The 15,179-nt window shown below is 38.5% G+C and carries 23 protein-coding genes and 1 pseudogene; 21 read left to right on the top strand and 3 right to left on the bottom strand.

Annotated elements, in window-relative coordinates; translation table 11 throughout:
- From FUT79_RS13500 to FUT79_RS13415, 18 genes are all read left to right on the top strand, one after another.
- A complete protein-coding gene (locus FUT79_RS13500) occupies nt 1-942 on the top strand; it encodes an AAA family ATPase (RefSeq protein WP_244951103.1) in 942 nt (313 codons plus the stop codon).
- Between the two features lies 1 nt (nt 943).
- Nucleotides 944-1,645: a hypothetical protein gene (locus FUT79_RS13495; RefSeq protein ID WP_148889734.1), complete on the top strand. Its 702-nt coding sequence runs from the start codon at nt 944-946 to the stop codon at nt 1,643-1,645.
- A 4-nt stretch (nt 1,646-1,649) separates the two neighbouring features.
- Nucleotides 1,650-1,844 (top strand): hypothetical protein, encoded by a 195-nt coding sequence (locus FUT79_RS13490; protein WP_002696308.1) that lies wholly within the window; start codon nt 1,650-1,652, stop codon nt 1,842-1,844.
- A 41-nt stretch (nt 1,845-1,885) separates the two neighbouring features.
- Complete coding sequence (locus FUT79_RS13485) at nt 1,886-2,398, top strand: host-nuclease inhibitor Gam family protein (protein WP_002696309.1); 513 nt, start codon at nt 1,886-1,888, stop codon at nt 2,396-2,398.
- An 82-nt stretch (nt 2,399-2,480) separates the two neighbouring features.
- On the top strand, nt 2,481-2,924 hold the full coding sequence (locus FUT79_RS13480) for a regulatory protein GemA (protein WP_244951102.1): 444 nt from the start codon (nt 2,481-2,483) through the stop codon (nt 2,922-2,924).
- A gap of 18 nt (nt 2,925-2,942) precedes the next feature.
- On the top strand, nt 2,943-3,347 hold the full coding sequence (locus tag FUT79_RS15645) for a helix-turn-helix domain-containing protein (protein WP_024751778.1): 405 nt from the start codon (nt 2,943-2,945) through the stop codon (nt 3,345-3,347).
- A gap of 96 nt (nt 3,348-3,443) precedes the next feature.
- Nucleotides 3,444-3,998, top strand: coding sequence for a peptidoglycan recognition protein family protein (locus tag FUT79_RS13470; protein ID WP_024751777.1), 555 nt, complete (start codon nt 3,444-3,446; stop codon nt 3,996-3,998).
- A gap of 23 nt (nt 3,999-4,021) precedes the next feature.
- A complete protein-coding gene (locus FUT79_RS13465) occupies nt 4,022-4,357 on the top strand; it encodes a hypothetical protein (RefSeq protein ID WP_024751776.1) in 336 nt (111 codons plus the stop codon).
- The gene (locus FUT79_RS13460; protein WP_024751775.1) at nt 4,341-4,703 is read left to right on the top strand and encodes a hypothetical protein; all 363 of its coding nucleotides are present in this window, start codon (nt 4,341-4,343) and stop codon (nt 4,701-4,703) included. Before FUT79_RS13465 ends, FUT79_RS13460 begins: the two co-directional genes overlap by 17 nt.
- Nucleotides 4,684-4,962 (top strand): hypothetical protein, encoded by a 279-nt coding sequence (locus tag FUT79_RS13455; RefSeq protein ID WP_238569973.1) that lies wholly within the window; start codon nt 4,684-4,686, stop codon nt 4,960-4,962. Before FUT79_RS13460 ends, FUT79_RS13455 begins: the two co-directional genes overlap by 20 nt.
- Before the next feature lie 4 nt (nt 4,963-4,966).
- Complete coding sequence (locus tag FUT79_RS13450) at nt 4,967-5,365, top strand: hypothetical protein (protein WP_148879273.1); 399 nt, start codon at nt 4,967-4,969, stop codon at nt 5,363-5,365.
- Nucleotides 5,366-5,391: 26 nt separating this feature from the next.
- Nucleotides 5,392-5,682, top strand: a complete 291-nt coding sequence (locus tag FUT79_RS13445; protein WP_024751680.1) for a hypothetical protein — start codon at nt 5,392-5,394, stop codon at nt 5,680-5,682.
- A 15-nt stretch (nt 5,683-5,697) separates the two neighbouring features.
- Entirely contained in the window at nt 5,698-6,234 is a 537-nt protein-coding gene (locus FUT79_RS13440) for a phage protein Gp27 family protein (protein ID WP_002696333.1), read from the top strand.
- Nucleotides 6,231-7,757, top strand: coding sequence for a hypothetical protein (locus FUT79_RS13435; RefSeq protein ID WP_002696334.1), 1,527 nt, complete (start codon nt 6,231-6,233; stop codon nt 7,755-7,757). Before FUT79_RS13440 ends, FUT79_RS13435 begins: the two co-directional genes overlap by 4 nt.
- Nucleotides 7,754-9,004, top strand: coding sequence for a phage portal protein family protein (locus FUT79_RS13430; RefSeq protein WP_044634727.1), 1,251 nt, complete (start codon nt 7,754-7,756; stop codon nt 9,002-9,004). Before FUT79_RS13435 ends, FUT79_RS13430 begins: the two co-directional genes overlap by 4 nt.
- A 386-nt stretch (nt 9,005-9,390) precedes the next feature.
- Nucleotides 9,391-10,443: a phage head morphogenesis protein gene (locus tag FUT79_RS15195; RefSeq protein WP_244951101.1), complete on the top strand. Its 1,053-nt coding sequence runs from the start codon at nt 9,391-9,393 to the stop codon at nt 10,441-10,443.
- Nucleotides 10,427-10,612 carry a hypothetical protein gene (locus tag FUT79_RS13420; RefSeq protein WP_024751770.1) on the top strand — a complete coding sequence of 62 codons (186 nt, stop codon included), beginning with the start codon at nt 10,427-10,429 and terminating at the stop codon, nt 10,610-10,612. Before FUT79_RS15195 ends, FUT79_RS13420 begins: the two co-directional genes overlap by 17 nt.
- 158 nt (nt 10,613-10,770) lie before the next feature.
- Nucleotides 10,771-11,457, top strand: a complete 687-nt coding sequence (locus tag FUT79_RS13415) for a DNA-methyltransferase (RefSeq protein ID WP_148889277.1) — start codon at nt 10,771-10,773, stop codon at nt 11,455-11,457.
- 325 nt (nt 11,458-11,782) lie between these two features.
- Here the strand turns inward: FUT79_RS13415 and FUT79_RS13410 are convergent, their stop codons facing one another.
- Nucleotides 11,783-12,223 (bottom strand): hypothetical protein, encoded by a 441-nt coding sequence (locus tag FUT79_RS13410; RefSeq protein WP_244951100.1) that lies wholly within the window; start codon nt 12,221-12,223, stop codon nt 11,783-11,785.
- 182 nt (nt 12,224-12,405) lie between these two features.
- Between FUT79_RS13410 and FUT79_RS15790 the strand changes: the two genes are divergently transcribed.
- The 3 genes from FUT79_RS15790 (at nt 12,406) to FUT79_RS13390 (ending at nt 13,800) form a co-directional block, all read left to right on the top strand.
- Entirely contained in the window at nt 12,406-12,528 is a 123-nt protein-coding gene (locus tag FUT79_RS15790; protein ID WP_148878579.1) for a transposase, read from the top strand.
- Nucleotides 12,518-13,105 carry an ISAs1 family transposase gene (locus FUT79_RS13400; RefSeq protein WP_174897244.1) on the top strand — a complete coding sequence of 196 codons (588 nt, stop codon included), beginning with the start codon at nt 12,518-12,520 and terminating at the stop codon, nt 13,103-13,105. The genes FUT79_RS15790 and FUT79_RS13400 overlap by 11 nt, the downstream gene beginning before the upstream one ends.
- Before the next feature lie 494 nt (nt 13,106-13,599).
- Nucleotides 13,600-13,800 (top strand): hypothetical protein, encoded by a 201-nt coding sequence (locus tag FUT79_RS13390; RefSeq protein ID WP_002696721.1) that lies wholly within the window; start codon nt 13,600-13,602, stop codon nt 13,798-13,800.
- 124 nt (nt 13,801-13,924) lie between these two features.
- Here FUT79_RS13390 and FUT79_RS13385 read toward each other — a convergent pair whose 3' ends face one another.
- The gene (locus tag FUT79_RS13385) at nt 13,925-14,872 is read right to left on the bottom strand and encodes an ISNCY family transposase (RefSeq protein WP_244951099.1); all 948 of its coding nucleotides are present in this window, start codon (nt 14,870-14,872) and stop codon (nt 13,925-13,927) included.
- Between the two features lie 50 nt (nt 14,873-14,922).
- Nucleotides 14,923-15,120: pseudogene (locus FUT79_RS15640) on the bottom strand (helix-turn-helix domain-containing protein); the annotation flags it as partial.
- Nucleotides 15,121-15,179 lie beyond the last annotated feature (59 nt).

Raw genomic sequence — 15,179 nt, 5'->3', positions numbered from 1 at the left:
ATGAGAATGAGTGATGTTTCGATTGATAATCTTTCAGTTAAAGAAAGGTTGAAGGAAGCGCTGCTGCGTTTTGACATAAGTCAAACGAAAGCGGCAAAAGAAATGGGTTACACATCGAGTGTATTAAGTCAATATTTAAATGACACGTACCGCGGCGATGTTGTAAAAGTTGAAGAGGCAATAATCAAATGGATTGCGCGCAAAACCGAAAACGCCGGCAAAAAACATGTCGCAATAATTGAAACCACTGCGATGCGGCAAATGAGCCGGGCAATTCGGCTTGCGCACGATGAAAAGGACATCGCCCTTATTGTAGGAGATGCCGGAAGCGGAAAGACAACAACAGCCGAGCAATACGTTCGCGACAACCCGCGCACTTCTATTTTGATTAAGTGCTCCGGAGCGATGAGCAAAAAACGCATGACCGAAGAGATTGCGCGGCAAATAGGACTAAATACGTATCGCGTTAAGTTTGATAACCTCGTTGATATGGTAAGTGAGGCGTTAGCGGAAAAAGAAGCAATTGTAATTATTGATGAAGCGGATAGTCTTCGCGATGATGCCTTAGAGTTTAGCCGCAGGCTCATTAACGATTTAGGAGAAACGGGTCTTGTGTTGATAGGACTTCCCGGGCTTGCTGCCCGCATTCAAAACTTAAAGAATGACCACCGCCAGCTTGAAAGTCGCATCGGGGTATTTTTGGAATTGCGAGGACTTACAAAAGCGGATGCGGAAAAAATAGCCGAGAGTGTGTGGCCTGAAGTTTCGCAAGAAATTACGGAAGCCATTTATGAGATTTCAAAACGAGATGTACGCCAGTTTGTAAAAATTATAAACCGCGCGCAAAACATCATGGGAGCAAACAAACTTGAAATGCCCAATGTTGAAATAATCGAAATGGCCGGCAAAATGATTTTACGCAGAAATTATATAGGGGGTTGATATGAGCGAAAAAAAAGATGTACCGGCTGATTTAGGCATTAACAAAAAAACTACAAACAAGGTTTTGAGTTTACAAAACGATCTTGTAAAAGTTTTAACAACGGCAACATTGCGGGCTTTTGAAATTGGGAAAATTTTATACACCGTTGAAGCGAACAATTCAAAAGGCAGACAAGCGTTTGTTGATTGGGTAACAAAGGATTTAAAAATCTCGTGGCAAACGTGTTTGAACTATAAAAAGCTTTTTGTGTTTTTCTATCAGGATCCCGAACGCTTGGAAAACCTTACCATTATGCAAGCGTACGCAGAAGCGGGCATTGCGGTTAAAAAAGCCTTACCACCTCCGGAAGAAGAGTATGAAGAGGTATTTACCGCAGGCGAAGAGAAAGAAGCATACGATGCGGAACTTGCCGAAATATTTAAGCGCAATCCTTTAAGCGGAATACAACTCAAGAAGTATCGCGTGAATGTTGAGGACGGCACGGTTTGGGGCTTCAGGAAAGGCTACGGCAGAATTTCAATTGCGGATATTCGCCTGACTAAACCTGCGGGGCTTCCCGAACTTGAATGGCTTACCATGCGAAACGAAGTGCAAATTGTTTTTGAAAAGTATTTTGAAAAAATAGAGCGGTGCGAAGATGAGGGCGTAATTCCTGAACCTGAAGACACGCCGTTTGGATTAAAACATATCGGCAGGAGGTGAGAATATGAAAGTAAGTGCTGACGCATATAGCTTGCTTGATAGCAAACTTTTTGAAATTGAAAATACGGCAACTTCGGGGATTTTACAAAAAAACCCGCGCGATTGTTGTGTGGAAATTAAAAATATTGTCTTTGAAATAAGGCAGATTTTAAAAAATGAATTTTACATCGATGGCGGTGATGAACCGCCTGCGGCGTAAAAGATAAAAAAAATAAACATAAAACTTTAGGAGGTTTTATAATGGCGAAGTACAAACCGAGTACGGGAAAAATTGAATCGATTGAGGAAGTCAATAGCGCACTTAAAACTATCGGACTTCTCGAACATGAACTTGATTTAATTGACGCAAAATCAAATAAAGAGATAAGCGCAATTAAAGAGCGGGCAGCAAAAGACGGCGAGGGAAAGCGAAAGCAAATTGCAGAGCTTGCCGCAAAAATTGGAGCCTTCGCCGAATACAATCGTGATGAATTATTCATCGATAAAAAAACGATTGAGCTTACATTCGGAACTTTCGGATTTAGAAAATCGACAAGCATTAGTATTAAAACAAAAACGACAGTCGGTCTTCTGGAAAAACTCGGGCTGACCGATTATATTCGACTTAAAAAAGAAGCCGACAAGGAAAAGATGGCAGAGCTTGACGATGAAACGCTTGCACAAGTTGACGCCGTTCGAAAGGTAAAAGATACTTTCTTTTGCGAGGCAAATAAAGAAGAGGTTAATCGAGACCTTCTTAAAAGTGCCGGTTAATTTTTAAAGCCAAACCATACAGGGGAAAAAACTTTTTCCCCTGTGTGTATTTTTATTCAAATTAAGGAGAGATGTTATTTTGTTGAGAGAGCGAAAACAAAAAATTGCACTTATTCATATTGCAAAAAAAGAGCTTGGGTTAAACGATGAAAACTATCGCGCGATTCTTTTAAATGCTAATATAAATTCCGCAAGCGAAATAGAAAGCGAGGAGCAGTTTAAAATAATTATGCGCGCCTTTGAAAACTTAGGATTTAAGTGCACACTTTCTAATTATGAATTTAAAAATAAACGCTCAGGAGGCGGGGCTAATCGCTTAACTTCAAAACAAGAATACTATATACGGGGCTTGTGGGATTTAGCAAGCCGCAACCGAAGTGAGCGGAGCCTTCGGGCAATCGTGTATCGAATAACCGGCGAATACGATATTTCATGGCTTAGCAAAAAAGACGCAAGTAAGGTTATTCTTGCCTTACGAGATATTTGCAAAAAGGCAGGATATAATCCTGATACAAAACAAAGTTAAAAAAAAGAGGATGTAAAAATGTTTTTGACGCCCTGTGAATGTGCTCAAATTATGAGCGAAATTGAAAACAAAGAAGTATCGGTTAGGAAAGTGTATTACTTGCTTGAAAGTTTTGAATTGCTTGCGGTTAAAATCGGTAATAGTTACAAAATAACAATACAAGAATTGGAGGAGTATTATGAGCGAAGGGATCCGCGGTGTGCAGGAATTGTTAGAGAACTTGCCGGCAATATTAAGCGTCAAAGAGGTGGCGGATGTTTTCAACGTAAGCCAAATCACTATCCGTCGATTGATATACAAGAGGAATTTAAATGCGTACAAAATCCCGGGAGAGCGGGAGTGGAATATCAACAAGTCAGATTTAAAAAAGTTTATCGAAAGAAACGAAACGATAAACAATTAGAATTTTGTTTTTCAGCGTAAAAAAACACTTTAGGATTTTTTATATCTTAAAGTGTTTTTTTATTTCTATGTATCTCTTCTCCGATTTTTCCCGCTTCTCTTTCTTATAATGTTTTTATGAATATTGAAAAACAAATGTTAACGGTAAATCCGTTTTCCCGTCCAGGGCAAAAGCTGCAAGAGGTTAAGGGAGTGGTTATTCACTGGGTTGCAAACCCCGGAACAAGTGCACAAGCAAACAGAAACTATTTTGAAAGTTTAAAGCGGCAGAAAAAAAAAGACGGAGCCAGATACGCTTCAGCACATTTTATCATCGGCATTACAGGCGATGTACTGCAATGTTTACCGATTGATGAAGTAGCCTATCATGTCGGCGCGTGGAAATATCGGGATGGCATTGAGTACCGTTTAAGTTCGTATCCGAATAATTGCACCATCGGCATTGAGCTTTGTCATAAAAATTGGACGGGTGCATTTACAGAGGAAACGCTTGCAAGTGCAATTGTACTTACCGCAACTTTGTTAAAACAATTTTCATTAAATCCGCAAACAGATTTATACCGGCATTTCGACATCACCGGTAAAGACTGTCCGCGATATTTTATCGGCAACCTCGGCGCATGGATTGATTTTAAATGTGCCGTTGAAAAATATTTAATAAGCATTTTATAAATGCTTAAAAAAGGAGTTAAAAAATGTTTGAACTTATGAATTTCCTCCCGGTATTCGTACTCATTGCGGTGCTGCTCACCGTTATTTTTACGGAACTTATCAAAAAGCTTGATGTGAAAGATAAACTGAAAGGCTATCGCGTATGGATACCTTTTTTGTTTTCCGCTCTTTTTGCGTTTCTTTTACAGTTTGGCGAGTTTATTAAAATCCGCGAGGTGTGGTTTTGGGGAGCGACTATTTTCGGATTGAGTGTATTTTTTTATGAAGCTATTTTGAAAAAAATACAAGAGACGTCATATCCTAAAAAAGAAACTGAAACGGATGAAGAGGGAAATAAAAAGAATGTGTACAAAATTTAAAAAACGAATACAAGAAATTTTGTCACGCATTACAGCGCTTTTAAAACAAGCGATTGCTTTTTTTAAAACGCATTGGAAAGCGTTTGCCGCAGCCTGTTCCGCTGCGGCAGCGGGCTTTTTGTATGTCGTTTTTAAAAATAAACATCGATGTAAAAAAATACTTTTTGCCGCAAAACAAAATGCGGAAGGCGAAAGGGAAAAAGAATATGAAAAAGTTAATCAAACTCCTGCAGGTGATCTTGTTTCTGGTGCTCACAATGCAGATGAGTTACAGTCAACCAAAGACGACATCAAAAGCGATGCCGCATCAGCAATTCAAAATAGAATTGAAGAAAGCGGATTATAGTAAATCCGAAGTTGAAAAGATTATTGCAATTTGTTTTGAGGAAATGAACACGAGTATTGACCGCGCATTTGATGAAGGGTACAAGCAAGGTCTACTCGCCGCCTCTCCCGATGCTGCTTATTATAAACGTTTAAGTAAAGATTTAGAAAAGGAAGTAAACCGCCTGCAATCGTGGCGCGTGGTGCCGTGGTGGACTATCCCGCTTTGCATTGCCGGAGGCACAGCTCTCGGCTTTAGTTTTTCGTATTTAAGGAAATAAAAAAATGGGATTTGAAAGTTTAATCATAGCGGCGAAAGATTGGGGACCGACAGCAATAACAACAATAATTGCTTTTGTCATCTCTTATCTTTTTAAGCAGCAAATGAAAAACGCCGCAGAGGACGCAGCACGTTCTGATGAGTTTAAAAAAAATCTTGCAAACGGGTTGAATCGTTTAGAAGAAAATTTCAATAAAAATGTTTCGGAATTAAAACAAAAAATTGAAAAACAACAAAATGAAATTGATACGTTAAAGTTAGAAAAACTTGAGCGAGAAGATTTCTATAAAGACATGGGAGGCTGGCGGGCTGAAATAAATCGCCTACAAGATTTAGTCATCAATCAAAATAATAGTACGCTGCAAAAGATTATTGAACTTTGGCAATCACAAAATAAAAAATAAATTTAAAAAAGAAGAGGTAAAAAAAAATGAAAGGAAACAAAAAGTTTTTACGCGGTGAAATTTTAAACTATTTAATGACAACATACCCTGACGGGATTCCGGAACAAGTATTATTTCACCGTTTCTATGAATATAACGAAACGGAAGAAATCAAAATGTCAACAGAGTACCTGACCGAAAAAGGGTACACGGAAAAAAAAGAAGTGCCGCATCCGTACAAAGAAAAACAAAAGGTTCGCTGGTTTAAAATAACCGCAAAAGGCATTGACCTGCTTGAAGGAAACATCTCGAAAGACGCCGGCATAGTCCTCGACTAAACAAGGGGGCAAACTATGGGCGCAAAAAGTAAAGCGGAAGAGCACGGACTCGTTGAACTTATCATTGAAAAATGGGAAGGCGGAAAAAACACAATCGTTTATGTTACTGAAGAAGTAAATAAAAAAATACAAGAGCTCGGCCTTAAGGTTACGTTAAGCCGCGAAGGCATTCGGCGGGTTATAAAATCTCACAAAGAAGAAATTGAAGATGCAAAAAAAGCGATTGAGTCTGCAAAGGCAATGGCGGAAGTTTTAAAAGACTATCCCGGCACCGAAGCAAGCGAAGCAGTCCTTATGCAAATGACAAGTCTCATCTCTAAAGATTTGCGTACAATCGATAGTTTGGAATTTGAAGACCCGAAAGAATTACTTTTAACTACTGCGCGCATTGCAGAAGCTCAATTAAAACTTTCAAACTACAGAACAAAAGCAGCAAAGGCATTGGAGAAAGCAAAAGGGGAAATTAAAAAAGAATTGCAAAATGCAATCAAAAACGATCCAGAACTTTTACAAAAGCTTTGCGCAATAGTGGATAAGGCAGAAGTAAAGTGAGCGATATTTTAAATGAGCTTGTAGGCGAAAATTCAAAAGAAGTTCTTGAAAAAAAAGAGCGGCTTCAAAAAGCGGAGCATGATTTTTTTTACTTTTGCAAAACATACCTTCCGCATTATTTTTCATCTGAGCCCGCGCCTTATCATAAAATATTAATTGATATTGCAAACACTCACACGCTCACCAATGAGCATGTTGAAAACATAAAATCGCTTCTTAAAAAAGAATATCATTCGCTTTTAATTCCGACTGAGAAATTAAAAGCAGTTGTTGATATTGAGCCGCGCGGATTTTCAAAATCAACCCGATGGGCTTTAGCCTATCCGTTATGGCGTTTATTATTTAAAAAAAATAATTTTGTCTGTATTTTTTGTGCAACGCAAGATATGGCAAATAGAGCTTTACAAAGTATCAAAGATGAAATCGAAGGAAACGAAATAATTTTTGAAGACTTCGGTGCAATGGAAGGCTCAATTTGGAAAAGCGATTTTTTATCGTTTAAAAACGGAACAGCAATAAAATCATTCGGCGCGGGTGCTGCCGTTCGAGGCGTGAAGTTTAGGCAGTACCGCCCTGACTTAATTATTTGTGATGACATTTTAAAAGATGAAGCAGCACGTACATTTTCTCAAAGACAAAAAATATATAATTGGTTCTTGCGAGCTGTTATGCCGCTCGGTCAAGATACGTTTACTATTATTATAAATACTATCTTTCATTCAGATGATTTACCGAGTAGGCTTTTAAAAAGAATTGAAAATGGCGAATTGGAAAACTGGATTGGTTTACGATTTGCAGCGTTTACTCCGCAAGGCGATTCCCTTTGGTCTTCCTATTGGACAAGTGAAAAACTAGAAACAAAAAAGAAAGAAATCGGAAGTGCAGCATTCAGTACCGAATACATGAACGAGCCCTTAAGCGATGAGGAGCGAGTCTTTAAACCTGAATGGTTTACGCGCTTTTCTCATGTTGATATATCAAGTTTAAAAGTATACATGGGCGTTGACCCTTCCGCCGGTAAGCATGATGAGTTCGCTATTTTTACTTTAGGTATCGCCTCGGATGGAATGATGTATGCACTCAACGAATGGGCGGAGTGTTGTTCGGTTGACTCAGCAATAAATAAATTAATTGAAAAGTATCTTTTATACAAACCGATTTTAATCGGATTTGAAGAGGTAGGTTTTCAATCAATTTATAAAAAGCACATCATGGAAGCGGCGAGCAAAAAAGGTGTGTACTTACCGATTAAAGGATGCAGTACAAAAGGGATCGGAAAAGAACGCATTCTTTCACTTTCACCGTTTATTGAAAACGGCATGCTTAAGTTCAAAGAGAACATGAATAAAACAATTGACCAATTGACGATGTATCCCAAATCGGAGTTTGACGATTTGCAGGACGCGCTCTATTATGCGTGGGAAATTTCTCAAATCGGTTTTAAAGAAGTTACCGCGTTTAATTTAACATCCGGCTTTGACCGTCTCGGCGCGGCATTGCATGGTTTTAGGAGAAGAAGATGAAAAATAATTTAAACATTGAAATAATATCACCGGATAAATTCGAAGCGGTAATTGCCGAGCTTCCCAATCCGAATGAGATAATAAGCGATAAGGTAAGCTTCTATTCGCTTATCGATGAAATGATGCTTGATTCAAAAATCGGTTCGCATTTACGCTTGCGGAAAGATATTGTTACAAGTTTTAATTTTGTAATTGAGCAAAAAAACGCAAGCGATAAAGTATATGAGTTTGTGCGCGATAATCTTACCTCCAATCTTAATTGGGATAATGATGTAAAAGAGTTTTTAACCGCCATTGAATACGGTTTTGCGTTTTCAGAAGTCTTATGGGCCCAAAACGATGCGGGCTACTGGATTCCCGATTCACTTCGAAATAAAAGACCGGAGCAAATATTTTTTAAAACGGAAATTATAAAAACAAAACAGGGACAGCGTTCAATATGGGTTCCGATGTTAACAAAAGAGAATAGACCGCTTATCGAAAAATGTAAATTTTTAATTTACCGAAATAATCCGCGCGCTGAAAATCCCTACGGTTTTTCAGATTTGCTAATGTGTTATTGGCCGTGGCGATTTAAACAGTTTGGCTGGGAGTTTTGGCTTAAGGCTGCAAAAAAGGCTGGCGTTCCTTCTATTGTTGCATTGTTTGAAAGCACGAACACAGAGGAAGCAAGGAATGCAGCACAGGCTATTTCGCAAACCCTTTCAGAAATGGAAGGAGGCGCGGGCTTAGCTCTTTCTAATGTCAAAGATATTAAGACGCTTGAAATGAGCGGAGCTCTGCAAGACCATAAGGTATTAATTGAAACATGCAATCAAGAAATAAGCTTTGCGCTTACCACGCAATCGTTAAGCACGCAAGAGGGCACATATGGCACACGAAGTCAAGCAGAAGTGCACGATGAAAATTTAGTGCGAGTTTGTCATGGAGATGCAAAAGCGGTGCAAGGCGTATTCCAAGAATTAATTAATTGGATGGTTGCGATTAACTTCGGCGAAGGAGTAGCAGCACCGTCCGGTTATTTTGATTTAAAAAGCTATGCAACGTTTACGGAAATTATGCAGGCAATACAAAATAAAATCCCTGTTTCAAAAGAGGCCTTATACACTCGGTACGGTTTACCGCGCCCGAAAGATGATGAGGATACGTTTATTGTAGAGGCTCCGCAAGCGCAAGGCTTTATGCTTGCCGATTCAAACTCTAAAAAAAAAATTCAAAACAGCAGATCACCCGTAAAAATATTTTAGCCGATGAAAAAGAAAAATCATCGGAGCTTGAATCTTTTTGCGATGCCGGCAAAAAACGATTTGATGAGTGCATTTCTAAAACGTTAAAACAAGCGTTAAAAGATGTTTTCAACATTGATAAAACGCTTGAGAAAAACGAATTAAAAAAGCTTGTAAAAAATATCTCGTATCCTGAAAGCTCAGCGGAGCTTATCAAGCTCACCGAAAAAATAATTGCGGGTGCTTTTCTTTTAGGCTTTAATCATGCAGGAATTACGCTGCAAAAAAAAGACGTAAACCTTGCCGATAATGTTTCTTATACTTCCGCCGTTGACCCGCTCCCGTTTGAAGAAGCGATTGGTTTTTTAAAAAGCAAAGTATCAATTGAAAAACAAGTTTGGGATGCATTGGAGCCGAAGTTCCGCTTTAGAGCCTTTACGGTTGCACGCCTGAGCGAATGCGACCATATCGAAGATGTGCGTAAGCGATTAATTCAAGCTCTCGAAAAAGGCGAAGGATGGCAGGAGTCATGGGAAGAAATAGAAAGCTTTACCAAAAATATTAGAAAGCCTTTTTTACCCGGCTATTGGGAAACAGTTTATCGCACCAATGTGCAGACCGCTTATACCGCAGGCCGCCTCACTCAATACGCAAGTAATCCGCCTCGTGCGTGGGAGCTCTTAGTCATCCAAGACGGAAGAACAACCGACATATGCAACAACATCGCAAGCATTGCAGGCAACGGGAAAGCACTCAAGGCCGATCACCCGTTTTGGACGGTCTACGGATTCCCGCCATACCATTTTAACTGCCGCACCACAATCCGCGCCGTATACGATTATGAAGCGGGAGCAGGCACCAACATCGTAGAACCGTCAATAGACGAAATAAAAAAAGACTTTATGCCGCAAGAAGGCTTCGGCGGAAATCCAATCGAAAATGGCGATTGGTGGCGTTTAATTGAATCAATGGAAAAACGGATAGAAGAGTACGGCATACAAGAAGAGGTTGAAGAGCAGGCAAAGGAAATCGGTGTACAAGATTATATTCTTACAAAAGAAGATATAGAAAACACACCGTTTAAAACTACTCCTAAATCGGTTGGAGCAATGGAACGACGGTGGTATATTAAACATCAAAAAACCGTATATAATCCTGAATATGACGCATATGATTTTGATACTTTTATCAAACAGGGCACTTATGTAAAAAGTATAAAAGTAATTGCGGAAGGGAAAGAAATAAGAGATGTAAACAGACTTATAAAAACATATAAACATCAAAACGGGAGCTTTACAAAAGCAAAAGATTGGTATAAGGTGAGAGGTACGGCGATACTTGTGAATGAAGACGGTGATGAATATCGTGCTGAAATACACTGGTACCAATGTAAAAACATTGGAAAGGTTGAGATTAAACAAAAACGAATTATAAAGGTGATACATGAAGGTAGTAAATAAAAATAAAAAAGATATTTGGTTTCAAGATAAAGAAGCTTATGAGGTATTTGCAATAGAGGGAAAATATTATCGTATAGTCGACGATTCCGGAGAAGACTATTTATACCCAAAGGTTTTTTTCGATATTGTTGATGACAGCCCCATACCGGAACCGGAAAATAAAAAATAAGTTTAAATTTAAAAACATATTATCTTCTCAATATAAAAAGCTTTCAAGCAGTTTGTTTGAAAGATTTTTTATTTTTTTTTGCATTTATCTGTATTACAAAATTACATCGTTTAATTCAGTATAATTTAAAAATTATGTAAAAAAGGAAGGTAAAAAAAATGAAATTAACCGAAAATATCGAACTACTGCATGGCGACTGTTTAGACTTTTTGCCGAAAATTCCGGATGAAAGCATACAGTCAATAATTACTGATCCGCCGTATTTTTTAGGCATGACTCACAATAGCCAAAAGGGTTGCTTTAATGATTTAGCTATTTGTAAGCCTTTTTATGAAAAGCTTTTTAAAGAATATAAGCGCATTTTAAAGCCTGACGGCTGTATATATTTCTTTTGCGATTGGCGCAGCTATGCTTTTTATTATCCGCTTCTTGATTCTGTTATACAGGTTAAAAATTTATTAGTCTGGAAAAAACACGGTCGGCCGTCTCTAAATGTTTACGGTTCAGGTCATGAACTTATTATGTTTTCCGGAAAAATTAAAAAGTCCTACATAACAAATATAATTGATGATGTAGCCTCGTTTAATATCGGAGCGAGAAAAACAAACGGCGAAAAAATACACCCGACGCAAAAACCGATAGAACTAATGGAAAAATTTATTTTTGACAGCACCGATGAAGGCGATGTCGTATTGGATTCGTTTATGGGTTCCGGCACAACCGGCATTGCGTGCCTGAATACAAACCGCCGATTTATCGGCATGGAAATTGACGATAATTATTTTAATATCGCAAAAAACAGACTGGAAACCGCGATAAAAGGGCAATCAAAAAAAGCGGTTTAATGGGTATTAAAACGGCGTAAAAATCCGAATAAAAAGCCCTGTAAAACGATGGTTATCCACAAGCTGTGAATAACTTTTACAACATCATAAAAAACAGCCCCGGATATCTGGTTTTTTACTACTTTTTAAGCGGATTTTCTTAAAAATTTTCCCGATTTTTCAAAACCAAAAAATAAAAAGATTTAAGGTAACAGAAACGGCTAAAAACAGCCCTTTTTGGGCATTTTTCATCAATTTTTGCCAAACCTCGTGTAAAATCATACCTTTTCCTAAAAGCACACTTTATCACTGATAAACACTATATATATGGCTTTTTGCTTATTTTTTAATAAACATACGCTATATATGGATTTGCTCGAAAGGTAACAGTTTTGCCAAATCTCATGTAAAATGACACTGACACAAAGGCTTTTCCTTGTGCAGCGGATTGAAACCAATTTCGATCACTGACATTTATTTGTTTACCGTCATTCGTGGAACGAATACCGGAAAGGTCATAAAAGTTTAGCTGCAGCAATGTTTTATTGAAGGAAAGTTGTGCGTTTAAGTATTTTGTTTTTTCCACGAGCTGCACAGAAGGTGAGGTTAAAACCGGTGAGCGGGCAAGACTTTCAAGAAATTGGAAAAAACCATCTATTCTGCCATTAATAATCAACGCAGTATCTTTTGCTTTATCGACGAGGTGTGTTTCAACTTTTTCCGATACCGCTTTTTGGGCAATGATTAATGCCAATAAACCAAGGATAAAACCATAAAGGGAAATCAACAACCTGCGCACTTAGGCAAGGTTGTTGTTCTCATAAGGAGGTTGCACTCGGGTTTAATATCCTTTTTATGATGCTTCAAAAAATGAGATATTAAACCCTCGGCACGAATAAAAGAGGAAATGAAAAACCCGCGCACATCGTCAGCGCCTATTGCAATGAAGACGGCTACACACTCGGACAAATGCTTACTGATGAAAAATCAAATGAAATTACAGCAATTCCTGAATTATTGCAAAAAATCAACATAAAAAATCAGATTATCACTATCGACGCCATCGGAACGCAAACCATGCGTGTTTTATAAAAAAGAGTGCAAAGCCGATTATGTTCTTGCGGTAAAGGAGAACCAAAAAACGCTCTACGATGATATCTGTGACTATTTTCGTATTGACGAGATAAGAGAAAACCTTACAGCGTGCGAAAATTACCGAAGTACATCTGAAAAAGCACACGGACAATTTGAAACAAGAAAATACTACATAACAGATGACATTACATGGCTTTCAAATAAGAGCAAGTGGGAAGGCATAAAAAGTATCGGCATGGTAGAAACTACTATCACAAAAGGAGAAAAAACAACCGTTGAGCGGCGGTATTATATAAGCTCTTTAGCTGCTCATATCGACTTATTTATGAAAGCGGTGCGCGGACATTGGGCGATAGAAAGTATGCATTGGCATTTGGATGTTACGTTCAAAGAAGATGCGAACACCACGATAGACAAGAATGCCGCAACGAACCAAAACATTATTCGCAAATGGGCACTTGCAATTCTTAAACGGGTAGAACATATCCACGGCAAAAATATTCAGGTGAAAGCTAAGCGCTACGCAATGAGTTTAGACCCGTTCGGCAGTTTAGCACAAGCATTATCAATCTAATTCTTCACGAAACACTTAAAAAAAAGATTATTTTTACTGCAAAGGAAAGAATAAAAATCTTCTTAGCTCTTGTCGTGAATCTCTCCCCGTATTTCCTCAAGTAAAAACCTAACCGTAATTTCGCTGTTCCTCAAGTAAAAACCTAACCGAAATTACTTTTTGTTTCGCCACGGAACTGCAGTAGCAATAAGTGCTTTTTGTAGTTCCGTGACTTTTACGAGCAGTTCCGATAAATCCAAAGCTGCCTTTCGCCGCCGCAGTTCCGCTTTTTCTTTCTCCGGCACATCAGGAGATTCAAGCAACCGGCTGTACGGAGTCTTTGCTGTATCATATTTTTTTATAACCTTTTTGTCTATCCGTTCTTTAAAAATCAGCAACTAAAAAAGTATCAACTTTTAGAGTTGCTGATTTCCGTGTGCGATGAGCACACAGAAAAATAAGCGATGTTTTGAAAAGCACAGTGGCTGACAAGCTTTTCAAAACTCGACCATTTAATGAGGCAAGATATTTCCTTGCCGAAATTAAATGTTCTTTTGAAAGATTTTTGTTCAGATGAATGCAGTGCCGACTATTCTAATAAGTTGAAAGTGGCTTCTATTCTTTGGAAAGAAGTTAAAGATTCAAAAAATGAAAAAAAATATTCAAGGAAACTCTTGGATGAGCATTCTCATAAAATAAAAAATTATCGCAAGTAAATAATTACTAATTCGTCCAAACGTAATGTATGATAAATGCAACAACCTGTCAATAACCAGTGAATATTTCACCCCTAAAGGGGGTTAATTTTGCAATGAAAATTGCACCCCTTAACACATCGAGTTATCCTGCTTTTGCATCTTTAAGTAAGAATTCATAAATCAAGTCAATAACTACTTGAGGCAGGTCTCCGGTTCGTCCAACCGTATCGGTTCGGTATATATCATCGAGCGGTACAATCGGATAGAATTCATCATGTATTAAAGCGCGTATACCATGTTTTTGTGAAATCAATACATTTACCGTTGTGCCTGCGCCGAATTTATTCTGCTCAATTTTAAACAAATGGTTTTTGATTGAGATGGTAGAACCGCTTGAAAGCTTGCGCGTAATAACCGATGACAACAGTTTATCAAGATCGAGTGTTTTTGGCGTCGGTACAAACATTGAATATGAATCGCAGGCCGAAACACCAAACTGTTTGTTGAAAATACCGATATACTCTTTTAAGAATTGATTTGCTTGCTCTATGGTTGTGATGTGGCGTCGTGCAAATTCAACAGGGAGTCGGCTTTGTAATGTTTGCCATAATCGCTCAACACGTCCTTTTGCTTGTGATGAATGAGCCGGGAACATATCGATTCCTAAGTACTTGATAATTTTGCCGAATTGTGTTACTTGTTCCTTGGTTCCTTGTAATTGCTCCTCAATGGATAACTGTTTTTTTGCATTAACAAAAAAAACGCTACACTTATCCGGATAAAGAGCGGCAGGGAGTCCGTAATTTTCGAGTGTCTGCCGCAGAACTTCTAAATATCCGAGCAGGCACTCGTTTTTGCATAAATAAAGACCGGTAATCATTCCGCGTGCATCATCAATAAAAGCATGTAATGCGGATTTTTCTTTCCCGCCGAACCAAGGAAACGGAGTTGCGTCCACTTGCAACAGCTCTCCGAAGCAAGCTCTTCTATTGCGCGTTTTATGCACCTTCTTTCGTGTTCGTCTTTTCTTTGGTGAATAAATTCCATGTGATAACAGAATACGGCGCAGAGTCGAATATGACAGCTGCAATTTGACAATGCGGGATCGCTTCGCAGCGCAAGTAATCGCTGCTCAATTTCTTTCGAGGTCTTCTTTGCAGAGGGACGCTGACTGTTGCCATGCAGCATTGCTGCTAAACCCTTTTCTTTGAACGCCTTTTTTAATTGCTGTACGCGTCTTCGTGAAAGGTTTAATCGAAGCGCAGCCTGTTGTACCGTACATCTCCCCTCTAAGCAGTTGGCGATAACATGTCCTCGTGTAATTTGATCAATGCTCATAAATAATTTCATTCCTCCAGTGTAATGTAATAAGTCAATAATTTCACCTCGGTAAAATA

Origin of the sequence: Treponema phagedenis (assembly GCF_008153345.1) — a bacterium.
Taxonomy (GTDB): domain Bacteria; phylum Spirochaetota; class Spirochaetia; order Treponematales; family Treponemataceae; genus Treponema; species Treponema phagedenis.
Note: the sequence above shows the minus strand (reverse complement) of the source record. Positions and strands in the feature narration are given on the sequence as shown.

Excerpts from the sequence above, each read along its gene's own strand:
- FUT79_RS13420 (WP_024751770.1), top strand. The coding sequence starts at position 10,427 with ATGAAGGTAGTAAATAAAAATAAAAAAGATATTTGGTTTCAAGATAAA.
- FUT79_RS13490 (WP_002696308.1), top strand. The coding sequence starts at position 1,650 with ATGAAAGTAAGTGCTGACGCATATAGCTTGCTTGATAGCAAACTTTTT.
- FUT79_RS13390 (WP_002696721.1), top strand. The coding sequence starts at position 13,600 with ATGAGGCAAGATATTTCCTTGCCGAAATTAAATGTTCTTTTGAAAGAT.
- FUT79_RS13465 (WP_024751776.1), top strand. The coding sequence starts at position 4,022 with ATGTTTGAACTTATGAATTTCCTCCCGGTATTCGTACTCATTGCGGTG.
- FUT79_RS13445 (WP_024751680.1), top strand. The coding sequence starts at position 5,392 with ATGAAAGGAAACAAAAAGTTTTTACGCGGTGAAATTTTAAACTATTTA.
- FUT79_RS13485 (WP_002696309.1), top strand. The coding sequence starts at position 1,886 with ATGGCGAAGTACAAACCGAGTACGGGAAAAATTGAATCGATTGAGGAA.
- FUT79_RS13500 (WP_244951103.1), top strand. The coding sequence starts at position 1 with ATGAGAATGAGTGATGTTTCGATTGATAATCTTTCAGTTAAAGAAAGG.
- FUT79_RS15645 (WP_024751778.1), top strand. The coding sequence starts at position 2,943 with ATGTTTTTGACGCCCTGTGAATGTGCTCAAATTATGAGCGAAATTGAA.
- FUT79_RS13430 (WP_044634727.1), top strand. The coding sequence starts at position 7,754 with ATGAAAAATAATTTAAACATTGAAATAATATCACCGGATAAATTCGAA.
- FUT79_RS13470 (WP_024751777.1), top strand. The coding sequence starts at position 3,444 with ATGAATATTGAAAAACAAATGTTAACGGTAAATCCGTTTTCCCGTCCA.
- FUT79_RS13415 (WP_148889277.1), top strand. The coding sequence starts at position 10,771 with ATGAAATTAACCGAAAATATCGAACTACTGCATGGCGACTGTTTAGAC.
- FUT79_RS13450 (WP_148879273.1), top strand. The coding sequence starts at position 4,967 with ATGGGATTTGAAAGTTTAATCATAGCGGCGAAAGATTGGGGACCGACA.
- FUT79_RS15790 (WP_148878579.1), top strand. The coding sequence starts at position 12,406 with ATGCTTACTGATGAAAAATCAAATGAAATTACAGCAATTCCTGAATTA.
- FUT79_RS13495 (WP_148889734.1), top strand. The coding sequence starts at position 944 with ATGAGCGAAAAAAAAGATGTACCGGCTGATTTAGGCATTAACAAAAAA.
- FUT79_RS13460 (WP_024751775.1), top strand. The coding sequence starts at position 4,341 with ATGTGTACAAAATTTAAAAAACGAATACAAGAAATTTTGTCACGCATT.
- FUT79_RS13440 (WP_002696333.1), top strand. The coding sequence starts at position 5,698 with ATGGGCGCAAAAAGTAAAGCGGAAGAGCACGGACTCGTTGAACTTATC.